The sequence below is a fragment of the Microbacterium sp. CR_7 genome (assembly GCF_041954755.1).
In the GTDB taxonomy this organism is placed as follows: domain Bacteria; phylum Actinomycetota; class Actinomycetes; order Actinomycetales; family Microbacteriaceae; genus Microbacterium.
In genome coordinates, this window is sequence record NZ_JAVAYF010000002.1 from 469,601 (window position 1) to 488,314 (window position 18,714).

General features: G+C 70.3%; 16 protein-coding genes. 9 read left to right on the forward strand and 7 right to left on the reverse strand.

From position 1 onward, the window contains the following. Position 1: 1 nt before the first annotated feature. The 7 genes from RAC81_RS05445 (at position 2) to hrpB (ending at position 9,322) form a co-directional block, all read left to right on the forward strand. Positions 2-1,717, forward strand: a complete 1,716-nt coding sequence (locus RAC81_RS05445) for a dipeptide ABC transporter ATP-binding protein (protein WP_375081374.1) — start codon at positions 2-4, stop codon at positions 1,715-1,717. A 21-nt stretch (positions 1,718-1,738) separates the two neighbouring features. Beyond that, positions 1,739-2,716, forward strand: coding sequence for a hypothetical protein (locus RAC81_RS05450; protein ID WP_375081375.1), 978 nt, complete (start codon positions 1,739-1,741; stop codon positions 2,714-2,716). Between the two features lie 108 nt (positions 2,717-2,824). Further along, positions 2,825-3,355 carry a DUF2243 domain-containing protein gene (locus tag RAC81_RS05455; RefSeq protein WP_375081376.1) on the forward strand — a complete coding sequence of 177 codons (531 nt, stop codon included), beginning with the start codon at positions 2,825-2,827 and terminating at the stop codon, positions 3,353-3,355. Further along, positions 3,352-4,236 (forward strand): cytochrome c oxidase assembly protein, encoded by an 885-nt coding sequence (locus tag RAC81_RS05460; RefSeq protein ID WP_375081377.1) that lies wholly within the window; start codon positions 3,352-3,354, stop codon positions 4,234-4,236. Before RAC81_RS05455 ends, RAC81_RS05460 begins: the two co-directional genes overlap by 4 nt. A gap of 113 nt (positions 4,237-4,349) precedes the next feature. Next, the gene (locus tag RAC81_RS05465) at positions 4,350-4,778 is read left to right on the forward strand and encodes a MarR family winged helix-turn-helix transcriptional regulator (protein WP_375081378.1); all 429 of its coding nucleotides are present in this window, start codon (positions 4,350-4,352) and stop codon (positions 4,776-4,778) included. A 266-nt stretch (positions 4,779-5,044) separates the two neighbouring features. Continuing rightward, the gene (locus RAC81_RS05470) at positions 5,045-6,643 is read left to right on the forward strand and encodes an SPFH domain-containing protein (protein ID WP_375081379.1); all 1,599 of its coding nucleotides are present in this window, start codon (positions 5,045-5,047) and stop codon (positions 6,641-6,643) included. A gap of 120 nt (positions 6,644-6,763) precedes the next feature. Continuing rightward, the gene (gene hrpB / locus RAC81_RS05475) at positions 6,764-9,322 is read left to right on the forward strand and encodes an ATP-dependent helicase HrpB (protein ID WP_375081380.1); all 2,559 of its coding nucleotides are present in this window, start codon (positions 6,764-6,766) and stop codon (positions 9,320-9,322) included. Between the two features lie 76 nt (positions 9,323-9,398). Here the strand turns inward: hrpB and RAC81_RS05480 are convergent, their stop codons facing one another. From RAC81_RS05480 to RAC81_RS05495, 4 genes are read right to left on the reverse strand one after another with little or no spacing between them, the layout of a single operon-like run. Continuing rightward, positions 9,399-10,133 (reverse strand): ABC transporter permease, encoded by a 735-nt coding sequence (locus tag RAC81_RS05480; protein WP_375081381.1) that lies wholly within the window; start codon positions 10,131-10,133, stop codon positions 9,399-9,401. Next, complete coding sequence (locus RAC81_RS05485; RefSeq protein ID WP_375081382.1) at positions 10,130-10,906, reverse strand: ABC transporter ATP-binding protein; 777 nt, start codon at positions 10,904-10,906, stop codon at positions 10,130-10,132. The genes RAC81_RS05480 and RAC81_RS05485 overlap by 4 nt, the downstream gene beginning before the upstream one ends. A 55-nt stretch (positions 10,907-10,961) precedes the next feature. Beyond that, complete coding sequence (locus RAC81_RS05490; protein WP_375081383.1) at positions 10,962-11,717, reverse strand: AAA family ATPase; 756 nt, start codon at positions 11,715-11,717, stop codon at positions 10,962-10,964. A 46-nt stretch (positions 11,718-11,763) separates the two neighbouring features. Beyond that, positions 11,764-13,260, reverse strand: a complete 1,497-nt coding sequence (locus RAC81_RS05495; protein ID WP_375081384.1) for an L-serine ammonia-lyase, iron-sulfur-dependent, subunit alpha — start codon at positions 13,258-13,260, stop codon at positions 11,764-11,766. Positions 13,261-13,363: 103 nt separating this feature from the next. On the opposite strand from RAC81_RS05495, the gene RAC81_RS05500 reads away from it, so the two are divergent. After that, positions 13,364-13,717 (forward strand): hypothetical protein, encoded by a 354-nt coding sequence (locus RAC81_RS05500; RefSeq protein ID WP_375081385.1) that lies wholly within the window; start codon positions 13,364-13,366, stop codon positions 13,715-13,717. A gap of 101 nt (positions 13,718-13,818) precedes the next feature. Here the strand turns inward: RAC81_RS05500 and RAC81_RS05505 are convergent, their stop codons facing one another. Next, positions 13,819-15,549, reverse strand: a complete 1,731-nt coding sequence (locus RAC81_RS05505) for an L-aspartate oxidase (protein WP_375081386.1) — start codon at positions 15,547-15,549, stop codon at positions 13,819-13,821. 72 nt (positions 15,550-15,621) lie between these two features. Here RAC81_RS05505 and RAC81_RS05510 point away from each other — a divergent pair, with 72 nt between their 5' ends. After that, positions 15,622-16,554 (forward strand): LysR family transcriptional regulator, encoded by a 933-nt coding sequence (locus tag RAC81_RS05510; protein ID WP_375081387.1) that lies wholly within the window; start codon positions 15,622-15,624, stop codon positions 16,552-16,554. A gap of 18 nt (positions 16,555-16,572) precedes the next feature. On the opposite strand, the gene RAC81_RS05515 is transcribed toward RAC81_RS05510, so the two are convergent. Next, on the reverse strand, positions 16,573-17,613 hold the full coding sequence (locus RAC81_RS05515) for a methionine synthase (protein WP_375081388.1): 1,041 nt from the start codon (positions 17,611-17,613) through the stop codon (positions 16,573-16,575). Then, positions 17,610-18,623 carry a putative oxygenase MesX gene (locus RAC81_RS05520; RefSeq protein ID WP_375081515.1) on the reverse strand — a complete coding sequence of 338 codons (1,014 nt, stop codon included), beginning with the start codon at positions 18,621-18,623 and terminating at the stop codon, positions 17,610-17,612. The genes RAC81_RS05515 and RAC81_RS05520 overlap by 4 nt, the downstream gene beginning before the upstream one ends. Between the last annotated feature and the right edge of the window lie 91 nt (positions 18,624-18,714).

An 18,714-nucleotide genomic window follows, 5' to 3' on the forward strand; every position in this document is an offset into this window, starting at 1 on the left:
CATGAGCGTCGTCGAACTCCCCGCACGATCCGCCGCGCCTGCGAGCGCGACCGATCCTCGCCTGACCGTCCGCAACCTGCACGTCGGATTCACGCGCGACGGCGAGACCCGCAGCGTCGTGCGCGACGTGTCCTTCACCCTCGGCGCAGGTCGGTGCGTCGCGATCGTCGGCGAGTCAGGATCAGGCAAGAGCGTCACCGCGCGAACGCTTGCCGGGCTCACCGGGCACGGCGCACACGTCGAGGCCGAGGAGATCGCGCTCGGCGAGGTGGATCTGACCGCGCAGACCGACCGGTCATGGCGCGGCATCCGCGGCCGGCGGATCGGATTCATCCAGCAGGATGCTCTCGTCTCGCTCGATCCGCTGCGCCCCGTCGGGCGCGAGATCGCGGAGGCGCTGCGGCTGCACGGCTGGCGCGACCGCGCGGCGCGGCGACGCAAGGCGGTCGAGCTGCTCGCGAGCGTCGACGTGCCGAACCCCGAGCTCCGTGCGCGGCAGAGGCCGGGCGAGCTGTCAGGCGGACTGCGGCAGCGCGCTCTGATCGCGTCCGCGATCGCCCTCGACCCCGAGGTGATCATCGCCGACGAGCCGACCACCGCGCTCGACGTCACGGTGCAGGCGCAGGTGCTGTCGCTGCTGGAGGACGCGAAGAACCGCGGTGCGTCGATCATCCTCATCAGCCACGATCTGTCGGTGGTGGCACAGCTCGCCGACGACATCCTCGTGATGCGGGGCGGGGAGGTCGTCGAGCAGGGTGCGGCGGCGCAGGTGCTCGGCGCACCGCAGCACGAGTACACGCAGAGCCTGGTCGACGCCGTGCCGAGCGGGCACACCCGCGGCGAGCGCCTCGCCCCGCAGCAGACCACCGTTCCGAATCTGCACCTGGCACGACCGTCGTCGGGTGATCGCGGAGAGCCGGTGATCGAGGCGCGCGACCTGGTGAAGCGCTTCGTCGCCCCGGACGGACGACACAGCACGGCCGTCGACCACGTGTCGTTCACGCTGCACCGCGGCGAGACGCTCGGGATCGTCGGCGAATCGGGGTCGGGCAAGAGCACGACGGCTCGCATCGCGCTCGCACTGGAGACAGCGGACGAGGGAGAGGTCCGGCTGTTCGGGTCGCCCTGGTCGGAAGTCTCCGAGCGGAAGCGGCGTGCGCTGCGCCCCCGCATCGGCGTCGTCTACCAGGACCCGCTCAGCTCGTTCGACCCGCGCTGGAACACCGAGCGGATCCTGCTGGACGCCATCCCCGCGGATGCCGGGCTCACCCGCCGCCAGCGCGAGCAGCGCGTCGTCGACCTGCTCGCGCAGGTCGCGCTTCCGGCATCCGTGCGCGAGCGCTTTCCGCTCCGGCTCTCGGGCGGGCAGCGGCAGCGCATCGCGATCGCACGGGCTCTCGCGACATCGCCGGAGATCCTCGTGCTCGACGAGGCCGTGTCGGCGCTCGACGTGTCGGTGCAGGCGCAGGTGCTCGACCTGCTCGTCGATCTGCAGGACGAGTACGGCCTCAGCTACCTCTTCATCTCGCACGACCTCGGCGTGATCCACCACCTCAGCGACCGCGTGCTCGTCATGAAAGACGGCCGTGTCGTCGAGGAGGGCGACGCCGAGCGGATCTTCCGCGACCCGCAGCATCCGTACACCCAGGAGCTGCTGCGGTCGCTGCCGACGCTCGAAGTCGAGGGCCGAGAGGATGCCGGGCAGACGCATCCGTGACGGGTCTGTCACGATCGACGGGTGAGCACCTCCGCAGACGACCCCCAGATCGGCCCGCTGGACGTCGATGCTGCCGCACTCGCCGTGGCCGGCGAGCCGTTGGCCGCACTTCTCGACCGACTCGGAGTACCGTTCGATCCGGACGACGCTGAGGGCGCTCCAGCCACGGGCTGGCGCGTGCTCAAGACCTCGAAGCCAGGGTCGGTCGTCATAGGAGCGCCCACCCACCCGGACGGGATGCAGTGGCGCATCGCCGAGATCGTCGGCGGGGCACCCGGCGCGTCGCGCCCGCCGGTGAGAATCCACCCCGACACGATGCCGTTGCGCCCGAGCCGGGCCGAACGCGCGGCCGGGCTCGCCTTGCGCTGGCCGCCGTTGAGCGCAGATGAGGCCGCGCGCGGAGTGTTCGTGATCGATGTCGTGAACACCGGGGCCACGGCATGGCGGCCCGACGGGGATCCGTTCCTCGCCATCGGGCTGGTCACCGACCCCGACGTCCAGCCAGGAACAGCAAGGTTCGGCTTCTTCGGCGGGCAGGACGCGGCAGTGCCGCTCGACCCGGGCGAATACGCGCGTATCCATGTGCGCGTCGACGACAATCAGTGGGCCGATCGCGAGGCAGGCCCGTACGATCTGCACGTGATGCTCGCGACTCTTCCCGTTCGCACTTCCCGCCCGTTGACAGCCGTGCTGACCGCGGAGCAGATCGAGTCCCGTCGTACTCGCGTCGACGCGCGTGCCCGGAGGGTTGCCGAGTCGGCCGAGATGCGAAGGCAGCGACGGGAGACTCAGCGGCAACTGACCGCGGGAGCCTCGCGGCTGGAGGAGATCGCGCGCGTCGTCGCCGGGTCCGAAACGGTGGAGGACGCGGTCGCCTCGTTGGCGCCCGCGTTCGACGGCGATGCGAATGCCGCTCGCACGATCGTCTATGCGTCTCTGTCGCAGTTCACGAAGTCCGAGATCGCCGGGCTGGGGGATGGTGCCCGCTATCCGGACTAGGAACGCCTGCGGGAGTGAAATCGGGCGCGAACGACTCCGGCGCCCTCGACCTCGCTCGATCCTGTCAACCCCGTTCGGCGCCGGACGCGCGCGCCTTAGCGTCGCGCCATGTCAGCAGATCAGGGAGACGCTACCGCGGACACCGCTCGGGCGGCGAAGGACGGGACGACCGGGACGAACGACCCTGCTCGCGCGACGTATTCGAAGCGCAATCTCTGGTCGGGGTTCCTCTTCGGCGTCGGTCTGGTGGCTTTCATCGACGAGGCCGTCTTCCACCAGCTGCTGCACTGGCATCACTTCTACGACCTTTCGACCTCGGAGGTCGGCCTCGTCTCCGACGGCTTCTTCCACGCGCTGAGCTGGTTCGCCACGATCGCCGGACTCTTCCTGCTCGCGGATCTGCGACGACGAGGGGCGCTCTGGCAGTTGCGCTGGTGGGGTGGCGTGCTGCTCGGGGCGGGAGCTTTCCAGCTCTACGACGGCGTCATCCACCACAAGGTGCTGGGCATCCACCAGATCCGCTACGTTCCCGACCTCGTCGTGTACGACCTCACGTGGGGGATCATCGCGGTGCTGCTGCTCGTCGTCGGCGGCATCCTCACCGTGCGCACGCGTCGCAGCCGGGTACGGGTCGGGTGACCGTGCACGACCACTCCTCGGGTGCCGGGATCAGCTCGGACGTCATCCTCGCCCTCCCGTTCGCGTTCGCCCTCGTCTTCTACGTGGTGTGCGCGCTGGTGCAGTGGCGCCGCGGACGGCCCTGGCCCTGGTTCCGCAGCGCCGCGTGGACGGCGGGAATCGTCGCCGCGGCGACCGGCTTCATCGGCCCGCTGGCGGCGGCCTCCCACGGCGACTTCGTCGCGCACATGTGGACGCACCTCCTGGTCGGCATGGCGGCGCCGCCGCTGCTCGTGCTCGGCGCGCCGATCACGCTGATCCTGCGGTCGATCGACGTCGGCGCCGCTCGACGCCTCTCGCGGGCCCTGAGAAGTTGGCCCGCTCGCTTCTTCACCGCCCCCGTGACGGCCGCGATCCTCACCATCGGCGGGATGTGGATGCTGTACGCCACCCCGCTGTACGCCGAGATGCAGGGCAGCGTCCTGGTGCACCTCGCGATCATGACGCATCTCTTCGTGGCCGGCTATCTCTTCACCGCGGCGATCATTCCCGTCGATCCGGCGCCGCATCGCGCCGGCTTCGCACTTCGGACGGTGGTGATGATCGTCGTGCTCGCGGCCCACGGCATCCTGGCGAAGACCCTCTACGCCCATCCTCCGGAGGGGGTGAGCGCGATCGACGCGCAGGCGGGAGCCCAACTGATGTACTACGCGGGAGACGTCATCGACGCGGTGATCATCGTGGTCCTCTGTGCGCAGTGGTACCGCGCGTCGGGAAGGAACCTGCGGAAGGCAGTGGGACATCCATCCGGAGGGTCTGCCGCCGCCGACGGCGCGGCGAAGAATTCCGTGACCAAACCGTTGCATTCGTTATCTCGCCGTTATAGAGTGATCGCACGGTGAATGTTTGCTGTGGCATCCACCTCATGTGATTGCAGGACACTCTTGGTGCAAGGGACAAGGGCCGGTCGGGAGCCTCTCCGACCGGCCCTTTACTGTTGCCGTACTCTTTTCCCATGACCGATCGCAAGCTCGCCCTCGAGGCCTGGGAGAGCCTGTTCCGCGCGCAGCACGAGCTGTTCACCGAGATGAACGCCGACTTCGATCACTCCGACCTCGGGCAGGCCGAGTACGACGTCCTGCTCACGGTCACCCGCTCCCCCGACATGTCCGCTCGGCTGCGTGACGTCACCGCCAACATGCTCATCAGCCAGCCGAGCGTCTCCAGACTTGTGGACCGGATGGTTTCACGCGGCCTCGTCGAGAAGTGCCCCGACCCCGAAGACGGTCGCGGCGCGCTGATCCGGGCGACGGATGCCGGCGCCAGGGCGTTCCGCAGCGTGGCCACCGTGCACGGCCGGTCGATCGCCGCACGGATGTCGGTGCTCGACGACGCCGAGCTGCGCACCCTGCGCGACCTGGCTCAGAAGCTCCGCGGGCGCTGACGCGTAGCATCCGCCCTCCGCCGCCGCGCGTCTCGCGGCATCCGCCTTCCGTCGTGCCCGCGCGCAACGCAGGAGATCTCTCGTGACGAAGGACCATCCGAGGTCTGGGCTCCTTCGTCACGTGTGTTCTCCTTCCGAACCGCAACCATCCCCAGGGGAATTCTCCCCGCGCGGTCGCGAGCAGGTTTCTGGCAGGGTGGAACCGAGTCCCGGCATCTCGCGCCGGACCGCGGACCACCCCCTCGGGGGGACCAGGGAGGTCATCCATGGAGATCGCCGGAATCGTCGGCATCCTCGTCATCGTCGGGATCGCGGTCGTCGCCGCCGTCGTCATCCTGCTCATCCTGCTGCTGTTCGCACGCAGCTGGATCAAGGTCGCCCGAGCCGACGAGGCACTCGTCATCTCGGGCCGCAAGCAGAAGGTCGCTCGCGCCGTCATCGGCACCGACGGCACGACGCGCGACGAGATGTCGGAGTCGCCCGTCACCGTCATCGTGAACGGCAAGTCGCTCGTCAACCCGATCACGCAGCGCCACGAGATCATCTCGCTGCGCTCGCGGCAGGTCTCGCTGAACGCCGAGGCGCAGTCGCTCGACAGCGTCACGCTCAACGTCGACGGCGTCGCGATCGTGAAGATCGGCTCCGACCCGATCCTCGTGCGCCGCGCCGCGGAGCGATTCGCCTCGCAGGACAAGGCGATCGAGCAGTTCACCACCGAGCAGCTCGAAGGCGCCCTGCGCGGTATCGTCGCGACACTGTCGGTCGTCGAGCTCATGCGCGAGCGCAAGAAGTTCTCCGATCAGATCGCGGCCGACGTCTCGCAGGAGCTCGCCGAGCAGGGTCTGATCCTCGACTCGTTCCAGATCAAGGGCATCACCGACAAGGTCGGCTACATCCAGTCGCTGGGTGCTCCCGAGATCCAGGCGAAGCGCCAGTCGGCCGAGATCTCGCAGACGAACGCCGACCGTGCGATCAATCAGAAGAACATCGCCAACCAGGAAGCGAACCTCGTCGAGCAGACCGCGCTCGACACCAACACGGCCAACGCCAACGCCGGCATCGGTCGTGCGCGCGCCGAGGCGGAGCAGGCCGAGCAGCTCGCCCGCGCCCAGGCCGAGCAGGCCGTTCTGCAGCAGCAGGCCGAGAACCGGCAGGCTCAGCTCGACGCCGACGTGAAGCGCGTCGCCGACGCCCAGCGGTACGAGGCCGAAACCCGCGCCCAGGCCGAGCTGTACACGCGTGAGCGCGCGGCCGAGGCGGCCGCGATCGAGCAGGTGAAGCAGGCCGAGGCCCGCACCCGCATCGCCGAGCAGCAGGCCCAGGCCGACAAGGCGAAGGCCGACGGTGAGGCAGCAGCCGCCATCGCCCGTGCGACCGGTGAGGCCGACGCGCTGCGCGCCCAGGCCGAGGCCGAGTCCGAGGCACGTCGTCTGCGCGCGAATGCCGAGGCCGACGCCATCCGCGCCGAGGGTGAGGCGCGGGCTGCCGCGGTCGAGGCAGAGGCGAAGGCCATCGCGTCGAACCAGGACGCGTTCCTCTCGCAGCGCGTGCTCGAGACCCTGCCGGCGATCATGGCCGAGTTCGCGAAGGGCTACTCGACGATCGGCAGCGTCTCGATCATCGGCGGCTCCGGCGACGGCGCCTCCGACCTCGTGGGCGCCGACAGCGCCAAGGCGCTCAAATCGGTGTTCGACAGCGTCAGCTCCGCCACGGGCCTCGACCTCGCGTCGATCATCCAGGGCCAGGCCGTCGGGCGCGGCATCGGCGAGGGGGTGGCCGCGGCATCCTCTCCCGCTCCCGCCAAGCGCGAGCCGAAGCCCACCACGCCTCCGCCGCCCGCACCGCCGGCTCCCGCCGCGGAGTAACAGCACAGAACAGCGGATGCCGCGGCCGAACCGGTCGCGGCATCCGCTGTGTCGTGGGGTACGTCACTCCCACCCGCACCTCCCGCACCGCGCATCACCGCAACGCGGCAGACTGGACGGGTGACTGCCGCCTTCGACCTCGCCGCCATCGGCGCGGGACTCTCGTTCGCGGCGGCCACCGTCGACCTCGAACATGCTCTCGACGGCAGTCAGGCCGTGGTCGTCAGCGCCCCTCCCGGCACAGGCAAGACCACCCTCATACCACCACTGCTGGCGAACCGGTCGAGCGGACGCGTCATCGTCACGCAACCGCGCCGCGTCGCCGCCCGCGCCGCTGCCCGTCGCCTCGCACACCTCGACCGCTCCCCCATGGGCGAGCGAGTCGGATTCACGGTGCGCGGCGAGCGCGCTGGCGGCCGGTCGACCCGTGTCGAGTTCGTCACGGCCGGGGTGCTGCTGCGGCGGATGCTCGACGACCCCGGGCTCGACGGAGTGGATGCCGTGATCCTCGACGAAGTGCACGAACGAGCCCTCGAGACCGACCTGCTCATCGGTCTGCTCTCCGAAGTGCGCGAGCTGCGCGACGATCTCACGGTCGTGGCGATGTCGGCCACCCTCGACGCCGAGCGCTTCGCCGCCGTGCTCGGCACCGAGGACGCGCCCGCCCCGGTCGTCGACCACGACGTGCCTGCCTTCCCTCTCACCGAGCGCTGGGCGCCGAGTTCTGTACTGCGCCTCGACGAGCGCGGCGTCACCTGGGCGTTCCTCGATCATGTGGCGCACACCGCGGCATCCGCTGCCCGCGACCTGCGGCACGACGACCCCGCGGCGGACGTACTCGTCTTCGCGCCCGGTGCACGCGAGGTCAGCGAGGTCGCCCGCCGCCTCAGCGCCACCGCCGACGGGTTCGACGTGCGCGAACTGCACGGGCAGATCCCCGCGGCGGAGCAGGATGCCGTGATCCGCGGCCGCGCGCCGGGCGCGCCCCCGCGCATCATCGTCACGACCTCGCTCGCCGAGTCATCGCTCACGGTGCCGGGTGTGCGGCTGGTGGTCGACAGCTGCCTCGCGCGGCATCCGCAGCGCGACGCCGCGCGCGGCATGACCGGACTCGTCACGACCGCCGCTCCCCGCTCGTCGTGCGTGCAACGAGCCGGACGCGCCACGCGCCAGGGTCCGGGAACGGTGATCCGCTGCGTCGACGAGCGCACCTACGCGGCCGCGCCTGCCCGGCCCGCACCCGAGATCGCCGTCGCCGACCTCGCCGATGCCGCGCTGCTGCTCGCGTGCTGGGGAGCCCCCGGTGGAGTCGGTCTGCGAATGGTCGACCGGCCGCCCGCCGACGGCCTCGCCGACGCGATCTCGGTGCTGCAGGGCCTCGGCGCGGTCGACGACGACGGACGCGCCACCGACGAGGGGCGCGCGCTCGCCCGTATCCCGACCGATCCGCGCCTCGCCCGCGCCCTCCGCGACGGCAGCCCGCTCGTCGGCGCGCGCCTCGCCGCCGAGGTCGTCGCGTTGCTCGGCGGCGACCTGCGCATCTCCGACGCCGACGTCGCCCAGGCCCTGATCGCGCTGCGTGGCGGGCGGACGCCGGATTCGCGCCGCTGGCGCAGCGACGCGGACCGCCTCGAACGGCTGGTGTCGCCGACACCCGGCATCCGCTCCGATCTCGACGGCACCGGTCTGGTGATCGCCCTCGCCTTCCCCGAGCGCATCGCGCAGCGCGTCGAACGCACCGCCGACGGCGCCACCTTCCTCCTCGCGTCGGGCACCCGCGCCGGTGTGCGAGGTGCACTCGCGGCAGCGGAGTGGATCGCGGTCGCCGACGTGGCGCGCGCCTCGGGACGCGCAGCGGCAGGTTCCGGCGCGATCGTCCGCGCCGCCGCAGCCCTCAGCGAATCGCAGCGCGAGATCGCCGCGAGCCACCTCATGACCGACCGGGTCGAGGCGGAGTTCGTCGGCGGCCGGGTGCAGGCGCGCCGGGAACAGCGCATCGGTGCGATCCTGCGGTCATCGGCCCCGGTTCGGCCGTCGGTCGACGAAGGGCGGGATGCCGTGCGCCGAGCACTCCGGCGCGACGGCCTCGCGGTGTTCACCTGGTCGGACTCGGCGGACGCGCTACGTCGTCGGTTGGCGCTGCTGCACCGCGAGCTCGGCGATCCCTGGCCGGATGTGACGGATGCCGGACTGCTCGCGTCGCTCGACACCTGGCTCGCGTCCGAACTCGACGCGCTCGCGGGCGGCACCCCCGCCGCCCGGATCGACCTCGCGCACGCGGTGCGCCGCCTGCTCCCGTGGCCGGCGGCGACCCGGTTCGACGACCTCGCGCCGGAGCGTCTGGAGGTTCCGACCGGATCACGCATCCGGATCGACTACCCCGCGATCGACGACGAGTCCGCCCGCCCGGTCGTCGCCGTCAAGCTTCAGGAGTGCTTCGGGTGGGCCGAGACGCCTCGGCTCGTCGACGGACGAGTGCCGGTGCTGTTCCACCTGCTCTCCCCGGCCGGTCGTCCGCTCGCCGTGACCGACGACCTCGCCTCGTTCTGGTCGGGGCCCTACGCGCAGGTGCGCGCCGAGATGCGCGGGCGGTATCCGAAGCATCCGTGGCCGGAGGATCCGTGGGCGGCCGCCCCGACCCGATGGACGAAGAACCGGGCGGCGCGCGAGCAGGGGTAGGTGCGTTTCGTCACTTCCACTCGCTCCGCTCGCTCAGCACGGCGCGCGCTTCGCTCGACGACCCCGAGCCGCCGGTCTACGGCGTGCGGCGGCGCAGGGTCAGGGACGCGAGCACCAGCGCACCGACGCCGAAGGCGACGACGACGAGCAGCGGCCGGTACACGTCCCAGCCCTCGTCTCCCGCGGCGACCGCGTTGATCGTGTCGATCGCGTAGCTGAGGGGCAGCCAGTCCGAGATCGCGTGGAGCACGTCGGGCATCTGATCACGCGGCATGAAGAGGCCGCCGAGGATGATCTGCGGGAACACCAGCAGCGGCATGAACTGCACGGCCTGGAACTCCGTCTGCGCGAAGGCGCTGGCGAGCAGACCGAGGGCCGTGCCGAGCAGGGCGTCGACCACGGCGACGAGGCCCAGCTGCCACAGCTCGCCGTCGATGTCGAGCCCGCACACCCCCACCGCGAACGACACCGTGATGACCGCCTGCAGCAGGGCCATGAGGCCGAAGGCGAGGGCGTAGCCCAGGATGAAGTCGGTCTTGTCGAGCGGTGTCGTCATGAGCCGCTCAAGCGTCCCCGACCGCCGTTCCCGCAGCGTCGTGATGGATGTGATGAGGAACATCACGATGAAGGGGAAGAGCGCGAGGATCGCTCCGCCGAACTGGTCGAAGACGCCGTCCTGGTCGCTGAACAGCCACGCGAACAGGCCGACCAGCAGGCTCGGTGCGACGAGCATGAGCGCGATCGACCGCGGATCGTGCCGCAGCTGTCCCAGCACACGGCCGGCGGTCGCCAGCATCCTGCGCGCGTTCACTCCCCCGCCTCCCGTCGCTCGCGTCGAGTCATCGGATGCCGCGCCGTGGCGTGCGCGCGATCGTCCCGCTCGATCAGGGCGAGGAACGCCGCATCCGGGTCGTTCGTACCGGTGTCGTGGAGCAGCGCGGTCGGCGTCGTGTCGGCGATGATGCGACCCGCTCGCATGAGCAGGAGACGGTCGCAGCGGATCGCCTCGTCCATGACATGGCTCGACACGATCATCGTCACGCCGCGCTCGGCGAGTCGGCGGAACAGCTCCCACAGCTCCACCCGCAGCACCGGATCGAGTCCGACCGTCGGCTCGTCGAGCACGATGAGCTCCGGCGCGCCGATGAGGGCCATCGCGAGCGAGACGCGGGTCGCCTGTCCGCCGCTCAGCGACTCGACGAGCTGCGAGCTCTGCGCCTCGAGCCCGACGTCAGCGAGCACCCGGTCGACGTCGGTCTTCGTCGCGCCGAGCACGCGCCCCAGGTACGACAGATTCTGCCGCACCGTCAGGTCGCCGTACACCGCGCCACCCTGGGTGCCGTAGGCGACGCGACGCCTCAGCCCTCGTGAGCCGCCGGGTTCGCCCAGCACGGTCACGCCGCCCGAGGCGATGCGCTGCACTCCCACGATGGACCGCATGAGCGTGGTCTTGCCGCATCCGGACGGACCGAGCAGCCCCGTGATCTGTCCGCGCGGGATCGTCAGGTCGACTCCGTCGAACACCGTGGTCCTGCCCCGGCGCACGTGGAGCCCCGTGACCTCGACCGCCGACTCACTCGTCATGCGATGACTATGCTCCTGGCACCGTGGCCCGGTCAACGACCCCCGCGAGCGTCGATCACTCCCGCAGGTGGCGGAGGTACCGCTGCGGATCCTGCAGGTAAGACCGCCAGTGGTTCACGAGAGCGAGGTCCTGCCACTCGGCCGGACGGATGCCCCACTCGCCGATCTCGAGGATGCGGGCTCCGGGCAGAGCAGCGAGCACCGGGGAGTGGGTCGCGCACAGCACCTGCCCGCCCTCGGCGACGATGCGCTGCAGCACGGCGATGAGCGCGAGCGTGGACTGGAACGACAGCGCCGCTTCGGGCTCGTCGAGGCAGTAGAAGCCCGGCTCGTCGAAGCGGCTCTCGAGCAGCGCGAGGAAGGATTCGCCGTGGCTCATCTCGTGGAACGGCACGTCGGGCGCCCGCGTCGACGGGTTGTCCTCGAGGTACGTGTAGAACGAGTGCATCGTCTCGGCCCGCAGGAAGAAGCCCCAGCGGCTCGACCCGACTCCCCGCTGGAGCCGGAGCCACTCCGACAGGGGCGACTCGGTCGGCCGGGTCGTGTGTCTGGCCTGCCGCGATCCCCCTTCGGGAGACAGACCGTACGCGACCGCCACGCCCTCGACGATGGTCGACTTGCCGCTGCCGTTCTCTCCCACGAGGAAGGTCACCCCGGGATCGAGATCGATCCCCTCGCGCAGCACCTGGGCGACGGCGGGGATGCTCAGGGGCCAGCGACCGGCGGGATCGGGCGCGAACTCGTTCGGCCGCACCGCCACGATCGGCTGCTCGCGCCTGCGCCTGCTCCCCGGCTCCCAGATCGACTCCATGCTCACCTCCTCCAGAGGAGGCTAACCCGAGGCGCCGACAGCACGATCAGCACTCGATGACGTTGACCGCGAGGCCGCCCTCGCTCGTCTCCTTGTACTTCGTCGACATGTCCATGCCGGTCTGTCGCATGGTCTCGACGACCGCGTCGAGCGACACGTAGTGACTGCCGTCTCCACGCAGAGCGAGGCGCGCGGCGGTCACCGCCGTCGACGCGGCGATCGCGTTGCGCTCGATGCACGGGATCTGCACGAGACCGGCGATCGGGTCGCATGTGAGCCCGAGGTGGTGCTCCATCGCGATCTCGGCGGCGTTCTCGATCTGCCGGTTCGTGCCGCCCATGACGGCGGTGAGTCCGCCGGCGGCCATCGCGCACGCCGAGCCGACCTCGGCCTGGCATCCGCCCTCGGCTCCCGAGATCGACGCGTTGGCCTTGAACAGCGAGCCCAGTGCGGTCGCGGTGAGGAGGAAACGACGGATGCCGCGGCGACGGTTCGCCTCGGCGACCGCGTCGGGGTCTTCGATCGCGCCGACCGCCACGAGCGACGCCTCGGCGCCGAAGCCCAGCAGGGCGCTGCCGACGAGTTCGCCGTACGGCGTGACGGCGTTGCCCGCGCCGAGGCCGGAGTCGGCGAGGAACCGCCACCAGTACATCGCGACAGCGGGGAGGATGCCGGCCGCACCGTTCGTCGGGGCCGTGACGACGCGTCCGCCGGCGGCGTTCTCCTCGTTCACCGCGAGCGCGAACGCACCCAGCCATTCACCGGGAAGTTCGCGGTGCCCCTCGGACTCGACCGCTTCGAGCTGCTCCCTGATCAGGTTCGCCCGCCGCTTGACCTTGAGGATGCCGGGCAGGATGCCGTCGCTGTGCAGCCCCGCGTCGACGCAGCCCGACATCGCGTCCCAGATGGCGTCGAGCCCCGCGGCGACCTCCTCCTCGCTGCGCATCGCGGTCTCGTTGAGTCGTGCGACCTCGGCGATCGAGAGGCCGTACTCGTCGCACAGTGCCAGCAGCGAAGCCGCGTCGGCGTACGAGTACGGCAGCGCGGCCGTGGCGAGCTTCGCCTCCTCCCCGTCGCGGCGGATGAAGCCTCCGCCGACCGAGTAGTAGGTCTCCTCCGCGACGATCGCGCCCTCGGCATCCCACGCGGTGATCGTCATCGCATTCGGGTGACCGGGCAGCCGAGTGCGCGGAGCGAACACGATGTCGTCCTTCGCGAACGCCACCTCGTGCGTGCCGTCGAGCAGCAGCCCTCCGCCGAGGGGAAAGTCCGTCCACGCCGAACGAACGGCAGCCGGATCGCAGGTCTCGGGTTCGAGACCGCGGAGTCCGGCGACGACGGCATCCGGCGTGCCGTGGCCGATGCCGGTGGCGCCGAGCGACCCGAACAGGGTGCAGCCGACGCGCGAGACGCGATCGACCGCGCCGGTCGCCGTGAGCCGCCTGGCGAACTCCAGAGCCGCCCTCATCGGTCCGACCGTGTGGGAGCTGGAAGGCCCCACTCCGATGGAGAAGAGGTCGAAGGCCGAGACGTACGCTGTCACCTGACCAGCGTACGTCGTCGGCGGGATGCGGTCGTCAAGCCCCTTCCCGCGGCGGCGAGCCCGCGGCATCCTGAATCCGTCCACCCACGCGAAAGGGATGATCATGAGCGACACCACACCCGAGCAGGATCCGGCCGCCGACCTCGACGGCGAGGCTCAGGCGCCCACCCCGACCCCGTCGTCCGGCGACGCCGGCGAGATCACGGCCGTCTCCCCCGACGACGAGAGCGACTCGGAGAATCGGACCGAAGGCCGCGCGGAGACCCCGGAGCAGGCGGAGTCTCCCGAGGACGCCGACCCTGAAGAGGTGCCAAGCACCGAGGAGCTCGAAGAGCCCAGTACCGAGAAGTCCCCCGGCGAGGAGCCGAAGGCTCCGAAGCGCGACGACCCCGAGCCCGACCATCAGGCGGTCGGGATCGGGGTCATCGACGGTCCGCAGACGGACCAGGGCGACTGAGGCGGCTCCTACCCCACCCCAGGGCCCGCGTTCCGGTCGCAGATCGTGCCGCCCCGAGGGCGCGGGGACGGCACGGAGTGCGACCGGAACGAGTCAGGTACTCACTCGACGAGCTTGCCGGTCGTGTCGACGTCGCGCATGAGCTCGGCGATCTCGTCGGGGATCGGCGGGATCTGCTCGTGCGTCACACCCGTGCCCGGGCTCCACACCAGGTTCACCTGCAGCGTCGGGTCGGTGTCGGGGTAGTCGCTGCGGTTGTGGCATCCGCGGGTCTCCCGCCGCTCCAGCGCGGCCTCCAGCGTGGCCCTCGCCGCGATCGCCGACGCCTTGAGGTCGAACGCGTGCGCGAGGTCCTGGAACCCGGCGATGTCGGGATGGATGCCGATGTCCTCCATGCGCCCCTCGATCATGTCGAGGTCGGCGAGGCCGGCACGAAGCCCCTCCTCCGAGCGCACCACACCAGCGTGCTCGGTCATGGTGTTACGGATCGCGCGCTGCAGTGCCCGGACGTTCTCGTGTCCGTCGGCGGCCAGCAGGTCGTCGATCTCTGCGCGAGCCTGCGCCACGGCGTCCGCCGAGCGCTTCTGCGCGTCGAGACCCGCCGCGTGCGCCATCGCGGCCTGGCCGACGATGCGGCCGTAGACGAGCAGCTCGATGAGCGAGTTGCCGCCGAGGCGGTTGGCGCCGTGGAGTCCGCTCGACGCCTCGCCGATCGCGTAGAGTCCGTCGACGTCGGTCTGATGGTCTTCCGAGCGCACCCACACGCCGCCCATCGAGTAGTGCGCGGTGGGGGCGATCTCGATCGGTTCGGCGGTGATGTCGAGCATCTGCAGCTCCATCATCGTCTGGTAGACGCGGGGCAGACGGGTCATGATCGTCTCGCGCGGCAGGTGTGAGACATCGAGCCAGACGCCGCCGTTCTCGGTGCCGCGCCCCTCGGCGATCTCGGTGTACGCGGCGAGCGCGACACGATCGCGGGTCGAGAGCTCCATCCGCTCGGGGTCGTACTTCTCCATGAACCGCTCCCCGAGCGCGTTGCGCAGGATGCCGCCTTCGCCGCGCGCGGCCTCGGAGATGAGGGTGCCCGCCGCGTTCTCGGGCTCGATGATGCCGGAGGGGTGGAACTGCACGAGCTCGGGGTCGCGCAGGCGGGCGCCGGCCTCGACCGCGAGGCGGAACGAGTCGCCGGTGTTCTCGTCGCGACGAGAGGAGGTGCGTCGCCAGATGCGGTTGTGGCCGCCCGCGGCGAGGATCACGGCATCCGCGTGGATGAGGTAGCGCGTGCCGTCTGCCTGGTCGAAGCCGTACGCGCCGAAGACGACGTTGTCTCGCACGAGCAGCCGTGTGATGTAGACGTTGTCGAGGATCGGGACCTCGAGCTGCTCGGCTTTGGCGACGAGGGTGCGCTGGATCTCGAGACCGGTGTAGTCGCCCGCGAAGGCGGTGCGGCGGAAGGTGTGCGCGCCGAAGAACCGCTGCGAGATGCGGCCGTCGTCCTCACGGGCGAAGTCCATGCCCCATCGCTCGAGATCGCGGATGCCGCGCTCGGCCCCCTGCGTCACGATCTCGACCGTGTGCGGGTTGGCGAGCAGGTAGCTCTCCTTGATCGTGTCGGCGGCGTGCTGCTGCCAGGTGTCGTCGGCGTCCATGGTGCCGAGCGCGGCGTTGATGCCGCCGGCCGCGAGGGAGGTGTGTGCGTCCTGCCGGGGACGCTTGCCGACGGCGAGGACGTCGATGCCGTGCTCGGCGACCTCGATCGCCGCGCGCAGGCCGGATCCGCCCGTCCCGATGACCAGGACCGTGGTGGAGATCTGCCGTTCGCGTGTGCTCATGCCATCCACGCTAGGGAGGCGACCCTCATACCGTCCAATGCATAGTTTCACTGGTTTCGATACACTGCGGGAATGAACCTGGAGCAGCTCCGAGGTTTCGTCGAGGTCGCTCGTCTCGGTCACTTCACGCGCGCCTCCGAGCACCTCCACCTCGCGCAGCCGTCATTGAGCCGGCAGATCTCGACGCTCGAACGCGAGCTCGGCGCCGAGCTGTTCCACCGGGCGAGGGGTCACATCGCACTCACCTCGGCGGGCGAGGCGCTGCTCCCCCGCGCGCAGCGGATGCTGTCGGAGGCCGAGGCGATCCGCGAGGAGATGGGCGAGCTCGCCGGGCTGCGACGCGGACGGGTGCGGCTCGGCGCGCCGCCCACGCTCTGCATCAGCCTCGTCGCGGAAGCCATCAGCTCGTTCCACGCCGCGCACCCCGGCGTCGACCTGCACCTCGACGAGAGCGGGTCGCGGTTGCTCGTGGAACAGCTCGCGGTCGGCGCCGTCGACATCGCCCTGATCACCGAGTCGGAGGGGCCGCCGCCCTCGGGCTTCAGCCTGAGCCGGATGCCGCTGCTCACCGAGGAGCTGGTCGTCGTGTCCGCGGCATCCCAGCCTCCCATCGCCGTGACGCCCGCCATCGGACTCGAGCACCTCGCGACGCTGCCGCTCATCGCCCTCGACGAGACCTACGAGCTGCGCGCCACCACCGATGCCGCCTTCCGGTCGGCCGGACTCACGCCGACCTACGTGCTGGAAGGAGCGGAGATGGATGCTCTGCTCCGCTTCGTCGAACGCGGAGTGGGCGTCGCGGTCGTTCCGGCGATGGTGCTGCTCGACCAGCCGGCACTCCGCTCGGTGCGCCTCACCCACCCGATGATGCGGCGCACCGTGAGCCTCGCGCATCGCGCCGACGTCACCCCGGCGGTCGCCGTCGCCGCGATGCGCCAGGTCATCGTCGCGACCGCCGCCGAGGTGGCCCGCCGCGACCCCGCGATCACGAGCCTGCTCGACTGACGGAAGCTCGATCGACGATCAGGATGCCGCGAGCTCGTCGCGCAGCAGAGCCGCACCCGCGCTAAGCGCGCTGAGCTTCCCGAGGGCCGTGTCACGCGGCAGCGGTGCCATGCCGCAGTTCGTGCTCGGCACGAGCTTGTCGGCATCCACGTAGGCGAGGGCCTCGCGCAGCACGTCGGCGACCTGCTCGGGCGTCTCGACGGTGTCGCTCGCGACGTCGATCGCGCCGAGCATGACGTTCTTGCCGCGGATGAGCTCGATGAGATCGAGGGGCACGTGCGAGTGCGCGCGCTCCAGCGAGACGGTGTCGATGATCGACTTCTGCAGCAGCGGGAACGACTCCTCGTACTGGCGCCACTCGGGCCCGAGCGTCGCCTTCCAGTCGGTGTTCGCCTTGATGCCGTAGCCGTAGCAGATGTGCACGACGGTCTCGGCGCGCAGCCCCTCCGCCGCGCGCTCGAGCGCCGCGACGCCCCAGTCCTTGAGCTCGTCGAAGAAGACGTTGAAGGCGGGCTCGTCGAACTGGATGACGTCGACGCCGGCCGCCTCCAGCTCCCGCGCCTCCTGGTTGAGGATGGTCGCGAACTCCCACGCGAGCTTCTCGCGGCTGCGGTAGTGCCGGTCGGCCAGCGTGTCGATCATCGTCATCGGCCCGGGCAGCGCCCACTTGATGCGCTGATCGGTCTGCGCGCGGAGGAACCGCGCGTCGTCGACGAACACCGGCTTCTCGCGGCTCACGGCTCCGACGACGGTCGGCACGCTCGCGTCATACCGGTCGCGGATGCGCACCGTCTCCCGCCGGTCGAAGTCCACGCCACTGAGGTGCTCGATGAAGGTCGTCACGAAGTGCTGACGGGTCTGCTCGCCGTCGCTGATGATGTCGATGCCGCGGCGGGACTGCTCCTGCACGGCGCTGCGCAGAGCATCCTGCTTCCCTTCGGCGAGCGCATCGCCCTCGAGCTTCCACGGCGACCAGAGGGTTTCGGGCTGCGCGAGCCACGACGGCTTGGGAAGACTGCCGACGATGGAGGTGGGCAGGACCTCGTGGACAGCGCTCACGCGGCAACCACCGGCTTCGAGGCGTCGACCGCACGACCCGACGCCCACTGCGCCAGCAGCTCGCCGTGCGGAGCGATGAAGTGCTCCTGCGTATGCTTCCCCTGGGCGAGCGCGAGGCGGCTGCGCTCCTCGCGGTCGTACCCGATGCGGGTCGTCGAGAAGTCCTGCTGGTCGAGCGTCGGACGGTACACGCTCGCGGCGGCGGAGTTCGCGTTGTAGATCTCGGGCCGATAGATCTTCTGGAAGGTCTCCATCGTGGCGATCGTGCCGATCAGCTGCAGGGCGGAGTAGTCGCCCAGCAGGTCGCCCTCGAAGTAGAAGGCGAGCGGCGCGACGCTGCCCGGCGGCATGAAGTAGCGCACGGTCAGGCCCATCTTCCCGAAGTACGCGTCGGTGAGGGAGCCGTCGTCATCCTGCACGTACTCGACGCCGAGGATCGGGTGGTGGTTCTCGGTGCGGCGGTACTCCTTGCTCGTCGAGACGCTGATGCAGATCACCGGAGAGGTCGTGAACCGCTCGCGGTACTCGGTCGAGGCGAGGAAGCTCCGGAACAGCTTGCCGTGCAGAACGCCGAAGTCGTCGGGAACCGTGAACCGGCCCGCAGCCTCGGTCGCAGCGGGGAGCAGGATGCTGAAGTCGTAGTCGCGCACGTAGGACGAGAAGTTGTTCCCCACGATCCCGTGATGGCGAGTCCCGGCCGACCGGTCGACGATCGTGATGTCGAGGACTTCGAGCAGCGGGAACCGCTCGTCGTCGCCTCCGTCGGCGAACTCGAGCGCCGCGGAGACGATGTCGAGCTCGAGCGTGTAGCGGTCCCTCGTCGGGTTGTCCCAGTGCGCGAGGTCGTTGAACCGACGATCGATCATCGTCAGGGCGTTGCGGAGGTTCTCCTGACGGTGCTCGCCGCGTGCGAGGTTGGCGAAGTTCGTGGTGATGCGCGAGTCGGCGGACGGTGTGTAGTCCTCGTCGAAGCGCGTGGTGGTGATGTGGAACGTGAAGTCGTTCGCCATGAGCGGCCCATCTGTCAGAAGTCGGTAGATCCATGGTGCGGTCGGGGCAGGCATATCGGGTAACTACCCCGAGCTATGCGTGGGTATAGTC